At 69.2% G+C, this 13,254-nt stretch carries 13 protein-coding genes; 6 read left to right on the top strand and 7 right to left on the bottom strand.

Going from position 1 to position 13,254, the window contains the following annotated elements; all coding sequences use genetic code 11:
* Window positions 1-29 precede the first annotated feature (29 nt).
* The 5 genes from ACZ50N_RS07910 to ACZ50N_RS07890 are packed head-to-tail and all read left to right on the top strand — an operon-like array spanning window position 30 to window position 4,474.
* Window positions 30-1,121 (top strand): 4Fe-4S dicluster domain-containing protein, encoded by a 1,092-nt coding sequence (locus tag ACZ50N_RS07910; RefSeq protein WP_073683243.1) that lies wholly within the window; start codon window positions 30-32, stop codon window positions 1,119-1,121.
* Window positions 1,114-1,971: an FAD/NAD(P)-binding protein gene (locus ACZ50N_RS07905; RefSeq protein WP_464475094.1), complete on the top strand. Its 858-nt coding sequence runs from the start codon at window positions 1,114-1,116 to the stop codon at window positions 1,969-1,971. The genes ACZ50N_RS07910 and ACZ50N_RS07905 overlap by 8 nt, the downstream gene beginning before the upstream one ends.
* Window positions 1,972-2,730 (top strand): NADH-quinone oxidoreductase subunit B family protein, encoded by a 759-nt coding sequence (locus ACZ50N_RS07900; RefSeq protein ID WP_073683245.1) that lies wholly within the window; start codon window positions 1,972-1,974, stop codon window positions 2,728-2,730.
* Window positions 2,727-4,034: a Ni/Fe hydrogenase subunit alpha gene (locus ACZ50N_RS07895; RefSeq protein ID WP_073683246.1), complete on the top strand. Its 1,308-nt coding sequence runs from the start codon at window positions 2,727-2,729 to the stop codon at window positions 4,032-4,034. The genes ACZ50N_RS07900 and ACZ50N_RS07895 overlap by 4 nt, the downstream gene beginning before the upstream one ends.
* Entirely contained in the window at window positions 4,031-4,474 is a 444-nt protein-coding gene (locus ACZ50N_RS07890; protein WP_464475093.1) for a hydrogenase maturation protease, read from the top strand. Before ACZ50N_RS07895 ends, ACZ50N_RS07890 begins: the two co-directional genes overlap by 4 nt.
* A gap of 16 nt (window positions 4,475-4,490) precedes the next feature.
* Here ACZ50N_RS07890 and ACZ50N_RS07885 read toward each other — a convergent pair whose 3' ends face one another.
* The 7 genes from ACZ50N_RS07885 to ACZ50N_RS07855 all read right to left on the bottom strand — a co-directional run bounded on the left by ACZ50N_RS07885 (window position 4,491) and on the right by ACZ50N_RS07855 (window position 12,706).
* Window positions 4,491-5,849, bottom strand: a complete 1,359-nt coding sequence (locus ACZ50N_RS07885) for a WS/DGAT/MGAT family O-acyltransferase (protein ID WP_048425150.1) — start codon at window positions 5,847-5,849, stop codon at window positions 4,491-4,493.
* Window positions 5,850-5,931: 82 nt separating this feature from the next.
* Window positions 5,932-6,519 carry an Rv1733c family protein gene (locus tag ACZ50N_RS07880; protein ID WP_464475092.1) on the bottom strand — a complete coding sequence of 196 codons (588 nt, stop codon included), beginning with the start codon at window positions 6,517-6,519 and terminating at the stop codon, window positions 5,932-5,934.
* Between the two features lie 13 nt (window positions 6,520-6,532).
* A complete protein-coding gene (locus ACZ50N_RS07875) occupies window positions 6,533-7,525 on the bottom strand; it encodes an Acg family FMN-binding oxidoreductase (protein ID WP_464468610.1) in 993 nt (330 codons plus the stop codon).
* Between the two features lie 112 nt (window positions 7,526-7,637).
* Window positions 7,638-8,417 carry a ribosome hibernation promotion factor gene (locus ACZ50N_RS07870; RefSeq protein WP_464475091.1) on the bottom strand — a complete coding sequence of 260 codons (780 nt, stop codon included), beginning with the start codon at window positions 8,415-8,417 and terminating at the stop codon, window positions 7,638-7,640.
* A 64-nt stretch (window positions 8,418-8,481) separates the two neighbouring features.
* Entirely contained in the window at window positions 8,482-9,825 is a 1,344-nt protein-coding gene (locus tag ACZ50N_RS07865; RefSeq protein ID WP_464475090.1) for a serine hydrolase domain-containing protein, read from the bottom strand.
* A 44-nt stretch (window positions 9,826-9,869) separates the two neighbouring features.
* Entirely contained in the window at window positions 9,870-10,205 is a 336-nt protein-coding gene (locus ACZ50N_RS07860; protein ID WP_464475089.1) for an STAS domain-containing protein, read from the bottom strand.
* Window positions 10,205-12,706: a SpoIIE family protein phosphatase gene (locus tag ACZ50N_RS07855; protein ID WP_464475088.1), complete on the bottom strand. Its 2,502-nt coding sequence runs from the start codon at window positions 12,704-12,706 to the stop codon at window positions 10,205-10,207. Before ACZ50N_RS07855 ends, ACZ50N_RS07860 begins: the two co-directional genes overlap by 1 nt.
* Window positions 12,707-12,835: 129 nt before the next feature.
* On the opposite strand from ACZ50N_RS07855, the gene ACZ50N_RS07850 reads away from it, so the two are divergent.
* Window positions 12,836-13,237: a GlcG/HbpS family heme-binding protein gene (locus tag ACZ50N_RS07850; RefSeq protein ID WP_464475087.1), complete on the top strand. Its 402-nt coding sequence runs from the start codon at window positions 12,836-12,838 to the stop codon at window positions 13,235-13,237.
* The last annotated feature ends 17 nt before the right edge of the window (window positions 13,238-13,254 follow it).

Below are 13,254 nucleotides of genomic sequence, written 5' to 3'. Positions count from 1 at the left end.
CGACGCTTCGCTGGGCGCACGATGACAGCATGGATGTGGCGGTGATCGACACCGCAGGTCTGGAGCAGCTGGTGTCCGTGCTGAAGGACCTCGGCTACCGCGTGGTGGGACCGAAGTTGTCCGGCAGCGCCATCGTGCTCGACGAACTCGACAGCGCTGACGATCTGCCCATCGGGTGGGGCGTGGACGTGGCGCCGGGCCGGTACCGAATGCGCCGACGCGACGACGACGCGGCATTCGGCCATTCCGCCGGTCCCGGGTCGTGGAAGCAATTCCTGCACCCCGCCCGCCAGAAGGTCTGGTCGAGCGAGACCGAGCCTGCTGACGAGGCGCCGCGGTACGCGTTCCTCGGCGTCCGCGCATGCGATCTCGCATCGATGGCGATCCTCGACGGCGTGCTCGGCGCCGGTGCGCATCCCGACACGGCCTTCACCGGCCGTCGGCGGCGGGCCTTCGTCGTCGCGGTCAATTGCACTGAGCCCGGGGGCTTGTGCTTCTGCTCGTCGATGGGCACCGGCCCCGCTGCCACAGCCGGATTCGATCTGGCCCTGACCGAACGCACCGGCCCCGGCGGTCGACATTACGTCGTCGACGTCGGCAGCCCGGCCGGTGCCCAGGTACTGGGGCGGCTGGACCACCGCAGTGCAGATGACGACGACATCACCTGCGCGCGAGCGGCCGTCGCCGACGCCGCGGCACACATGGGCCGTCAGATGCCCGACGGCGACCTGCGGCAGCTGCTGATCGAGTCGCGGCAATCGCCACACTGGGACGAGGTTGCGTCGCGCTGCCTCACGTGCGGCAACTGCACCATGGTGTGCCCGACGTGCTTCTGTACCAGCGTCGAGGACGTCAGCGATCTCACCGGCACGCACGCCGAGCGGTGGATGACGTGGGCCTCGTGCTTCGAGCTGGAGTTCACGTTCGTCCACGAGGGCAACGTCCGGCAGTCGGGTTCCTCCCGGTACCGCCATTGGCTGACGCACAAGCTCGGCACCTGGCACGACCAGTTCGGCAGCTCGGGCTGCGTCGGATGCGGACGGTGTATAGCCTGGTGCCCCACCGGAATCGACATCACCGAAGAGATGGCGACCCTGCGCGAGCAAGCCGGCGATGCCTGACACCGCCACCGCGACCGCCCCCTCCCTATCGGGCATGGCGCCAGCGCCCTACCGCGTACTCGATCGCGTCGACGAGAACCGCGACACGGCGACCCTGCGCCTGTCCCCCGTCGCCGACGCGCTGCCCGCGCCCGCCCCTGGCCAGTTCATGATGATGTCCGCGTTCGGCGTTGGCGAGGTGGCCATCTCGGTCAGCGGTCTGCCCGGTTCCGCCGAGCCCACCGTCACCCACACGATCCGCGCCGTCGGTGCCGTCAGCCGGAAACTCCACGACGCCGCGCCCGGAACCGTCATCGGGCTCCGCGGCCCGTTCGGGACCGGGTGGGGCGTGCAGGACGCAGCGCATCGTGATCTGGTGATCGTCGCGGGCGGCGTGGGATTGGCGCCGCTGCGCCCGGTGATACTCGCCGTGCTCGACGACCGCGACTACTTCGGGCGCATCTGCGTGATCGTCGGAGCACGCCGACGCGAGGACTTCCTGTTCGCCGCTGACCTGGACGCCTGGAGTCAGCGTGACGACATCGATGTCCATCTCACCGTCGACGTGCCGGTCCAGGGCTGGCCGGGGGAAGTCGGGTTCGTGACCCAGCCGCTGCGCGGACTACCGCTGCGACCCGCGATGACCACCGCATTCCTGTGCGGCCCCGAAGCGATGATGCGCAACGGTGCGGCCGAGCTGATCCGGAAAGGCATGGGGGCCAGTGACATCGAAGTCTCGCTCGAACGCAACATGCAGTGTGGCATCGGCTGGTGCGGGCACTGCCAGCTCGGCCCCCTGCTCCTGTGTCGCGATGGACCCGTCGTGGGCTACGACGTCGCGGAACCACTGCTGCGGGTCAGGGAGCTGTAGGTGACCGCGCCGACCCTGGCGGTGTGGAAGTTCGCGTCGTGCGATGGCTGCCAGCTGACACTGCTCGACTGCGAAGACGAACTGCTCACCCTGACCAGTCAGCTGCAGATCGCCACCTTCTTGGAGGCATCGAGCACCGTCGCACCGGGCCCCTACGACGTGTCGCTGGTCGAGGGTTCGATCACCACGGCGACTGACGAGCGACGCATCGCCGAAATCCGTGACCAGTCCCGGATTCTCGTCGCGATCGGGGCGTGCGCCACCGCGGGCGGAATCCAAGCCTTGCGCAACGGGGCCGACATCGACGAGTTCACGTCCGTGGTCTACGCACGACCGGAGTACATCGACACGCTGGCCACCTCCACGCCGGCGTCGGCGCACGTGAAGGTCGACTACCAGCTGCAGGGCTGTCCGATCGATCGTGGGCAACTCCTGGAGACGCTGGCCGCGCTGCTGATCGGCCGCACGCCGAAACTGCCCGCCAAGACCGTGTGTACCGAATGCAAGGCACGGGGGGTGACCTGTGTGGTCGTCGCTGACGGCACACCGTGTCTCGGACCCATCACCCACGCCGGCTGCGGGGCGCTGTGCCCGCGGTTCTCTCGCGGCTGCCACGGCTGCTTCGGGCCGGCGGCCACCCCCAACACCGCCGCGCTGATCCCGTTGCTGCGCCGCGACGGACTGTCCGAACGCGGTGTGGAGCAGATGCTGACCACCTTCAACGCACCGCGCTTCGCCGAAGAACGGAACGACACATGACGGGGCGGGACGAGGTGCGAGAGACCCGCACACTGACCGTGGGTGCCCTGACCCGCGTGGAAGGCGAAGGGGCGCTGCATGTCACACTAACCGACGGTGAGGTCGACCATGTCGAACTCAACATCTACGAGGCGCCGCGGTTCTTCGAGGCGCTGCTACGCGGCCGCTCCTACACCGAACCGCCCGACATCACCGCCCGGGTGTGTGGCATCTGCCCCGTCGCCTATCAGATCAGCGCATGCAATGCGATCGAGAACGCATGTGGTGTCGCGATCGATCCTGCGCTGGCGGCGCTGCGGCGGCTGTTGTACTGCGGGGAGTGGATTCACAGCCACGCGCTGCACATCTTCCTGCTGCACCTGCCCGACTTCCTGGGGTATCCCGACGTGATCACCATGGCCGCCGATTACCGGGAGCTGGTGGAGCGCGGCCTGGCGCTGAAGAAGGCCGGCAACCAGCTGATGGAACAGATCGGCGGGCGGGCGATCCACCCGATCAACGTCAAGCTCGGGGGGTTTCACGCCACACCGACAGCAGCGCAGTTGCGGCCGCTGGCGGAGATGTTGCGTCGGGCTGCCGACGACGCGCTGCTCATCGTGGGCTGGCTCAGCCGGCTGGACTTTCCCGACATGGACGTCGACCACGAGTTCCTCGCGTTGACCCATCCGGATCACTACCCGATCGAGACCGGAACCATCGCGCGTAGCGCTGGAGAGACATTCGCGGTCCGCGACTTCACCGACCATGTCGTCGAGACTCAGGTCCCGCACTCCACCGCACTGCAGGCCAGACTCGACGGCGCCCGCTATCTGACCGGACCGCTGGCGCGGTACTCCCTGAACTCGTCGCGGCTGTCGCCGCTCGCCGCGCACGCAGCCGCTGAGGCCGGACTTGGCTCGGCGTGCCGTAACCCGTTCCGCAGCATCCTCGTTCGTGCGGTCGAGGTGGTGTACGCGATCGACGAAGCGCTGCGCATCATCGAGGCCTACCAGCCCCCCGCGCGACCGTCGGTCGAGGTTCCGGCCCGCGCCGGCGTCGGGCACGGTGTCAGCGAAGCGCCCCGCGGACTGCTCTATCACCGCTACGAGATCGACGACGACGGACTGGTGCGCACGGCGGCGATGGTGCCCCCCACCGCGCAGAACCAGGCTGCGATCGAACACGAGATGGCCCTGCTGGTGGGAGCGAACCTGACGCTCGACGACGCCGCGCTGACCGCGCTGTGTGAGCGGGCGATCCGCAACCACGATCCGTGCATCTCGTGCTCGGCGCATTTCCTGACCCTGCGCATCGACAGACGATGAGTGCAACCGTGATCGGACTCGGCAACGAGTTCCGGCGCGACGACGGGCTCGGGCCTGCCGTCGCTGCCGCCGTGCAGCGTCTCGATCTGGCTGACGTGAAAATTGCGACGGTGCAGGATGATCCGGCCGATCTGCTCGATGCCGTCGGGGACACAACCCTGGCGATCATCATCGACGCGGCGTCCGGCGACGGCGCGGTCCCCGGCCGAATCCGGCGCTGGCTGCCCCAGCAGCGACCGCCGATCGCCGTGAGCTCGCACGGTCTGGACCTGGCCGCGGTGCTCGCGCTGGGCCGGGCGCTGGGGCGCGCGCCGACACGCACGGTGGTGTTCACCGTCGATGCCGCCGATGTCGGTCACGGGTGCGGTCTGAGCCCGGCGGTGGCAGCCGCGGTGCCGCGGGCCGTCGCGGTGGTCGTCGACGAGATCGACGGCGCGTAGGCGTGAAACGCCGCCCTCAGCCGACGGTGGCGGCGAGCGTCGCGACCGCCGTTTCGATCCCGGCGGCGAGTTGGTCGACATCGGCCGCGGCGTCGAAGTCCCCGAGAATCCCGAACACCATCTCGTCGGCGTAGGTGAGGATCGCCACCCCGGTGCGCAGCCGCATCGCGATCGGAGGGATGGGCAGCACTCGGACGATGGTCCGCCCCATGATCGTCAGGCGTTCGCGCGGTCCCGGCACGTTGGTCGCCAGGGTGACGATGCCGCGTTGCGGCAGGCGGGTGAGCGCCCGCACCGCCCACGCGGTGACGGGGAACGGCATCAGGTTCGACAGCGCGACGAAGATGCCGCCCGCTTCCCGCTGCCCGCTGCTCTTGGCCGCGGACAACCGCCGGTGCACCGTCTGTAATTGCTCCACCGGATCCGCCGCGTCGGCGGGCAGCGCGGGCAGCATCAAGGACACGCGGTTGTCGGTACGGTCCGCGGCCCCGTTCGAGCGCATCGAGACGGGCACCAGGGTGCGCAGCGACGTCCGCGCGGGTGTTTCGCCGCGGCGCTCCAACGCGGCGCGGTAGCTGCTCGTGATCGCGGCGAGTGCGACGTCGTTGAGCGTCACGCCGTGTGCGTCACAGATGCGTGCGACATCGTCGAGCGACACCGCCGCCGCGGCGAAGCGTCGCATCGACGACACCGGGCCGTTGAGTGAGGAGGTCTGCGCGGGCCGCAGAATGGCGGTGGTCACCTGGAGCGCCCCGCCGACCGCCAACGCCGAGATCCGCGTCGCGGTGATCGCTGCCCGCCCCACGCCCCGCACCCAGCCCACCGGGTTCAACCCCCAATCTTTGTGCTGTGATGGCACTTTCGCCGATTGCTTGGCGGCACGGATCACGGTGTCGTATCCCGGTGACTCGTTGTCGACGAGCCGCGAGAACAGGTGCATCGTGGCGATGCCGTCGGCCATGCAGTGGTGGATCTTGACGAGCATCGCCCATCTGCTGTCCTGCAGACCTTCGATGATCCAGCACTCCCACAGGGGCCGGTCCCTGTCGAGCCGGCGCCCCATCACGTCGCCGACCAACGCGTTGAGGGCGTCGCCGTCACCAGGGGCCGGCAGGGCGGCGCGACGGATGTGGTGGGACAGATCGAAGTGCGGATCGTCCGCCCACTGTGGCGGGCCCAGGTCGAGGAGATGGGTCTGCAGCACCTGCCGGAACCGGGGGATGTCGGAGATCCGGTCGGCGAGACCGCTGACGATCGCGTCGACCGCGGGCATGGGACCTTCGAGGATGGACAGGCTCCCGACGGCGAGGCTGACGTGCCGGTCGGAGTCTTCGGCCTCCAGGAAGCCGGCGTCGAGGTTCGTCAGATGCTCCACCCTCCTACTGTCAGGTGTGGCCGTGACCTGTGGAAGGGAACGATGTCCTCTGCGCCGGGGACCTATCTCACTCGGGCGGCGGTCAGGCGGTGTTGTTGGTGCGGCCACCGTTGTCGGTCAGGCGGCGCAGGTCACGGTCCCAGTCGGCGTGGCGGCCTCGATCGAGTCGCATCCGCATGCCCGCCCACGCGCCGACCGCGGCACCGGTGATCGTGACCCACACCGCCACCGCTGCGATCACTGCCTGCACAGCTGCGTCTCTGTCAGTCAGGGGTGCTGCCCGCCGGTCTCCCGCGGGGTCGACCCAGATCGTGATGTGATCGCCCGCGGTCATCTTCGGTGTCCGCATCTCATCGGTGTGCGTGACGCCGTCGACCTGCCACCGGATCGGTGAGAGATAGGAGGTGTCGTAGAGCTGCGCCGTCACCTGGCTGTCGCCCGTGACGATCGCCTCGACGGGCGTGCGCTCGGCGCGCTGCACCGCAAACGACTGCGAAAACTGTTGCTCGACAGAGTCTTTGAGTGACGCCGCGGGCAGAAGAGCGAAGACCGACACGGCGATGACGACCACCAGCCCCATCGCTTCGACGCGGTCGCTGAACCGCACCAGCGGGTGGCGGCCCGACAGACGTCTCGTCCAGACCCCGAATGTGGTTGCTAGTAAAGACATGACGACTCCGCGACTATCCGGCTCGCTCGTGACTGAGCCAGGTGACGACCTGGTTCAGCGGCCGGCGCGGTGTTCTGGGTAGCGCCTCGGCGTGGGCCGGCGCCCACCCGATGCGCAACAACATCTGCGCGTGACCGCTGGAGCCGAAGACATCCTGTGCCACGGCGGCCCTGATGTCCGGTATCTCCAGCGGCCCGGTGATCGGGCAGCTCGCCAGACCCGCGGCGGTCGCCGTCAGCAGGACCAGGCTGGTCGCCTCTCCGGCACGCAACTGTGACATGCGGTCATCGGCGACGGTGCCCAACGCGAGGACCGCGGCATTGTCCGCACTGGGTTCGGCGTCGGCCGGTTGCTCGAGTGCTGCGCCGGCGAAGATCCGAGCGGGGATCGCGGCCCGCGGGTCCGCGTGTGGTGTGCTGCGGGCCGGGACACCGGCGGTGGACCCGTATCGACCACTCCAGGTGGTCAATTCGGCCGCGTAGCCGGGATCGTCGTGGTGTCGCTCTTCGGCGTCGATCACCCGCCGCTTGAGCGTGGTCAGCTCGTCGAACTGCCGAAGCATGACACCCGCTCGGGCCGCACGTGCCCCCATCAGCGCGATCGCAGCGCCGGGTACCGGTCTGCTGCTGTAGTTGCGCCGGTCTGTGCGCCGCCGCGGAATGGCGGAGGCGAGGACGATGTCTGCCTCCACGGGCCGGTATCGGCGCAGTTCTGCGGTCGCGAGGTGATCGGGCTTCTCCGCGTCGGGAAATCGGCGGATCTTTGCCTGCCACCCCACTGCCGCCAGGGCGATCTGCACGTGGTTCAGTGCCGCACCGCAGCTGAGGATCAGGTCGCGCGCATCGGGATCGGTGTGGGGAAGCGCCAGGTCGGGATTGGCGTAGAGGTCGACGCTGCGCTCACCGACCCGCCACAACCACGGTTGCGAGTTGTGGACCGACGGCGCCTCGACAGCCTGCGCCAGTGCCCACCGGAGGATGGTGGGGCTCGGTGCGTCCGAGGTCATTGGTGTCCGTCCTCATCGGCTCGTCGCAATGGTTCCGCTCATCAGCATGTCGTCTGGCAACCGGTGATGTAGAGGGTCTAAAGACCTACAGCGAGGGGACCTGCGAAATCCGCTACGCCGCGGGAGTGATCAATCCGTACTGACCGTCGTACCGGTGATAGAGCACGCAGGCTCGCCCGGCTTCGGCGTCGATGAAGAACAGGAACGGAAGACTCAAGAGACGCAACCGTTCCGGGGCATCCTGCTCCCGCAGGCACGCGAGAGGGTGAGGACTCACGGTCACGGCGTGTTCGAACGGCGCCACGTGGCCGGCCACCGACGGAGACACCAGCGCGAGCCGGTAGCCGCCGCCGGCGGTGCGATACAGCAGTCCGACCGTGTGCGAGCCGACCTCGGTGAACAAGTGGAAGTCGTAGTCCAGCAATTCCATCTCGGCGACCGCGTCGTCGACTGTGCAGGGCGTCATCGCGTAGGTCTTGCGGCGGATCAGCCGCCCCTCTGTGGTGGCCGGTGTGAGGTTGACGGGCAGCTGGGCCCGTGGTTCTCTGCGCCACGGGGGCACGCCGGCACCGCGATCACCCCGTCGGACGGCGAAATGCTCGAGCTGACGACGCAGTCTGGCCTCGAGGAGATCCACCGCCTCCCGCGCGGTGCCCGCGTGCACCTGGGCGCGGACCAGCCTGCCGTCGACGTCCAGGTTGGCTTGCGCGATCACCGGCGCTTCGACTGCGGGATCGTGGTGCCTGCTCAGCCGTACCCGGGCGGAGAGGACCGGACGATGTGACATCCGGCCCAGCTCACCGACTTTTCTGCGGGCGTAGTCGGCGGCGCCGGGTAGATCCCCGCTGACGGTGACATCGATGGTCGGGGACGGCGCGACGCTTCGGCTCATACGTCCTTGCTACGTGCCCGCGCGGCTCCCGTTTAGGGCCGGAAGTCACGTTCTGCGGTCGCCGTCATCGCGGGTGCGCGACGCCCAGCGCGCGGGCCGCGGCGGTGGCCACGGCACCGGCCAGCCGGGAGATCGGCGGGCTGCCGGGGGTGTGCACGGCGTTGGACAGGACCACGACGTAGGTGTCCGACCCGGGGTCGATCCACAGCGAGGTGCCGGTGAACCCGGTGTGCCCGAAACTGCCGACGGGAAAGAGAGTGCCGCGCGAGCCGGAGTATCCGGTGTCGATGTCCCAGCCGAGCCCACGCACGGCACGGAAGGGTCCCGGCGCGCTCGGCCTGTTCGGCGCCGTCATCGTCTGCAGTGTCGCCTGTCGAAGGGGAAAAGCGCTGGGACGCCCGGCTAGTCGGTCCAGCAGCGCCTGGGCGAAGAGTCCGACGTCGGCCGCTGTGGAGAACACGCCGGCATGGCCGGCCACCCCACCCATGCGACGCGATGTCGGGTCGTCGACGACGCCGCGCATCACCGAACCGAAGTGCGGATTGGTCGACGGCCTGCCCTCGGTGTCGAGCCGCGTCGGTGCGATGCGGCGCAGTAGTGCGCTGTTGCGTGCCACGGGTCCGGCCGTGGGCAGGTATCGGGTGTCGGTCATCCCCAACGGGGCGAACACGTTTCGTCGCACATAAACGTTCTCCGGCTCACCGGTCACCGCCTCGACGAGCGCGCCGAGGAGCTCGAAGTTGATGTCGGAGTAGCGGAATGCCGCACCGGGCGGCGCCTCCAGCGGCGCGGTGAGCGCGCGCCGCAGACCTTCGGGCCGGTTCTCGTGGGTGAGCCCCCACGGGTCGTCGAGGTTCACATCGCCCGGCAGGCCCGAGGTGTGGGTGAGCAGGGTCCGTACGGTGACGTCCGTTCGGCGGGGATCGTTCGTCGGATTGAACGCCGGCAGATACCGCTGCACGGGATCGTCGAGGCGCACCCGCCCCTGCTCGTAGAGCTGCATGACCGCGGTCGCCGTGGCGAGGACCTTGGTCAGTGACGCGATGTCGAACACGGTGTCGACGGTCATCGGCTCGGCGGGCGTGACGACACCGTCGACACCCGGTTCGCCCGCCGGCTTGCGCACCCCATAGGCATGCAACAGCGCGACCTGGCCGCGATGGCCGACCATCACCACCGCGCCGGGCAGCTGGCGACGCACGATCGCGGATGTCATCAGCGCCGAGACCTGGCCCAGCTCGCCCGGCGGTGGGCCCGGATACCCGTGGACCGGCGCGGCGTAGGCCGGGGACAGCGCGGACCCGGCGTCCGGCCCGGGCGGGACGGCGAGCGTCGCGACCAGGCCGAGCACGGCGGCCGCCACCGGCAGCGACCGGCGAGCGACGGCGGTCAGGACACGAGGGGGCACCCACCGAGAGTGCCAATGCCGGTACGTCCAGGCAAGGCGCGCAGTCAGGACGCCGGACTGGCGGGCTCGGCTGACGCCATGTCGACGGTGATGATCTCCGCGAGACCACTGACGCGCAATGTCGTCATCAGCAGGGGCGGGGCGACGATCGCGGCGATGTCGTCGGCAGCGGTGTACAGCACGTTGATCGCCGCGCTGTCCAGATATCCCACGCCGGCGAGGTCGACGATCAACGGCGCACCCGATCGCGTCGCCTCCGCGGTGACATCGGCCAGTGCCTGTCTGAAGGCGCCGATGTTGCTGAGGTCGATCTCGCCCGCCGCGACCAATCGAAGGTCCGCGGCGCCCGCCACGACGTCGAAGGAAAACTGTGTCGGCATCAAAGAATCCTCGCGGACAGAGTGACGGTGGTTCCTGCCTCATCGTGGTCGACGGTGATGTCGTCCATCAGCAGGCGCATCAGCGTGACCCCACGGCCACGCGTCGAATCGGGCACGTCATCCGGTACCTTCCAGGCGCCGGAATCGGTGATGGTCACCCGGACCCGATCGGCGGTAGCGCTCGCCCGCAGTGCCACGGCTCCGCCCGGGTCGTCGCGGTGCCCGTGCTCGATGGCGTTCGCGACCGCCTCGCCGGTGGCGACCAGGATGTCGACGACCTGGTGGGGTCCGACTCCGGCGTGGTGCAACCAGTCGCGCAACGCGGCGCGGGCGGGTGCCAACTGTTCGGCGTGGGCCGGAAACGTTCGCTCCAGCGGAGCGGTGGGCCGGTACAGGAGCAAGACGACGTCGTCGTGATAGCCGCCGGCGGGCGCCAGCCCGGCCATAACGGTGTCGACGACCTCGTCGAGCGCCGCGCCGCGATGCTCGCGGAGAACCTCGAGGGCCCGGAGGAGACCGTCGTCCAATGTCGTCCCCCGCCGCTCGACGAGGCCATCGGTGTAGAGCACCAGCGTCGCCCCGGCGGGCACGACGGCCCAGGCTTCCGGCCGCGGATGGCCGGTGCGAACCCCCAACGCGATGGTGTGTCCCCCGTCGAGCACCTCGACGGAACCGTCGGCCAGCATCAGTGCCGGCGGCGGATGCCCGGCGCTGGAGTAGACCAGCTCCCCGGTGGCGCTGTCGAGGATGACGCACACCGCGGTGGTGCATTGCGCACCGGGAAGGCGTGCCGCGAAACGGTCCAGGCGCGACAGCGTGGCCGCGGGGCTGGGATTGTCGAAAAGCAGTGCCCGACAGGCACTCCGCACCTGCCCCATGATGGTGGCGGCGGTCAGACCGTGGCCCACGCAGTCGCCCACGATCAGGGCGATACGGCCGTCGTCGAGGTCGACGACGTCGAACCAGTCTCCTCCCACCTGCAGGGGCCTGCTCGCCGCCTCGTAGCGGACCGCGAAACCTTGCGGCAGCCGGGCCGGGCCGAGAATCGCATGCTGGAGCGCCAGCGCGGTTTCCCGTTGCTGATCCACCTGGTGCACCCGGTGCAGCCCCTGGCTCAACCGGCCGGCCAGCACGGTCAGCAGAGTCTGGTCCTCGAGCGTGAAAGCGCGGGTTTCGGCCAGCTCGATCCGCACCACCAGAACACCGTCGGGATGCTGGATCGCCACCGCCGCCACGCCCGGCTGCGGTATCACCGGGGCGAGGAGGTCACCGCCGCGGATGTCGTGAATCTGGTCCTGCACCTCGGAGGGCAGTTGCGACCATCGCATCGGTTCGGTGCAGCTGACGACCCGGGGCTCGCCTCCGGACCCGCCCTCGGCGAAGGTCACCGCCAACACCTGCTGGGCCCGCCACAGTCGACGCAGCTCGTCGACTGCTGCCCTGAGCGCGTCATCCACTGTTTCCGCTTGTGCGAGTTGGCGATTGAGCGCATTCTCGCGGCTCGCCGCCAGGGCGAGCGCGAGGGCGGCGTGGCGAGCGAAATCGCTGACCAGTTCGAGATAGTCGTTACCGAAGGGCGGCTGCAGCGGGCGGCGGGCGACGGCTATGACGCCGAGCATCGTGTCGTCGGCCATCAGCGGCATCACGATCGCCGACCGCTCCCCCACGTCGGTGAACCCCTCGATCGGGTACTGGAACGAGTCGGTGATCAACGGCAGTCCGCGGCGCGCCACGCCGCCCGTGGTGGAGCCGTCCATCGGGACCTGACGGCCGATCACCTCGGCCGCGTACCGGCCCGCGGTCGCGGCCACGACGAGGGTCGCGACGTGATCGGCGGGGAGGTCGGATTCGCTGGGGACCAGCAGGATGGCCTGCTCGGCATCGGCCAGTTCCAGTGCCAGGTCGACGATCAACTGCAACGGTCCGGTCTGCGGGTCACCGGAGAGCAGCGCCGTGGTGATCTCACGGCTGGCTTTTGTCCACTTCGCCGCTTCCCGTTCTCGCTCGAAGAGCCTGGCGTTGTCGATCGCCGACGCGGCTGCGGTGGCCATCGCCCGCACCGCGGCATCCTGCAAGTCGGAGAAGGTTCTTCCTGGTTCATCGTGGAGCAGGTAGAGCGTGCCGAATTGATTGTCACGAATCATGATCGGCACGGCCAGCAGGGCACTGGGCGGCTCGGTGGCGATGCGCAGATCCAGGTAGCGGTTCTGCCGCGAGAGGTCGTCGAGCCGGAGTCCGTCGCCGACCGAGATCAGGGTGAGCCGCCGGAGCACATCCTGGTGAGCGCTCTCGTCGATGCCCGCGCAGACGAACGTCGGCGTCCTGCTGTCACTTTGACGGATCGCGAACACCCCGTAGCGCGCTTCGCTGAGCTCGACGGCCGCGCTCACGATCCGGCGCAACGTGACTCCGAGATCCAGGTCGGAACCGATGCCGACGATCACACGCACCAGCTGCGTGGCGTCGTCGCGCGCTGCGACGAGTTCACGTCTCGTGCTCACCGGTCACCGCCCTCGAACTGCGACGTCATCGGCCCCACGGTACCCACTGCACGCGGAGGGAAACCCGCAGGACACGGCCGCCAGGTCACCGGCACATCTGGTCGACCAGCCGCACAGTAAGTTCACCCCATGACCATCGACCTGGGGACCGCGCTGCGCATGGTTGCCGCCGCCCACGCCGAAGCCGACCGGCAGGACGTTCTCGTCTCGGCCGCGGTGGTGGATGCCGGCGGGCACCTGATCGCTTTCGGGCGGATGGACGGCGCGGAGATCGCCGGGCCGACGCTCGCCGTGGACAAGGCCTTCACCGCGGTCGCGAACCGGATCGCCACATCCGAACTGGCTCGATTGGCAGCGCCCGGCGGCGAATTGTTCGGACTGCATGCCAATGCCGGCGGACGGTTCGTGATCTTCGGTGGCGGGGTGCCGGTCACCGTCGACGGGATCATCGTGGGCGGCATCGGAGTCAGCGGCGCGAGTGCGGCACAGGACGAGGCGTGCGCGATCGCGGGTCTGGCGTGCCTGAGGTGACGGTGCTCGTCACCGGC

The sequence above is a fragment of the Mycolicibacterium obuense genome, from assembly GCF_055397605.1.
Note: the sequence above shows the minus strand (reverse complement) of the source record. Positions and strands in the feature narration are given on the sequence as shown.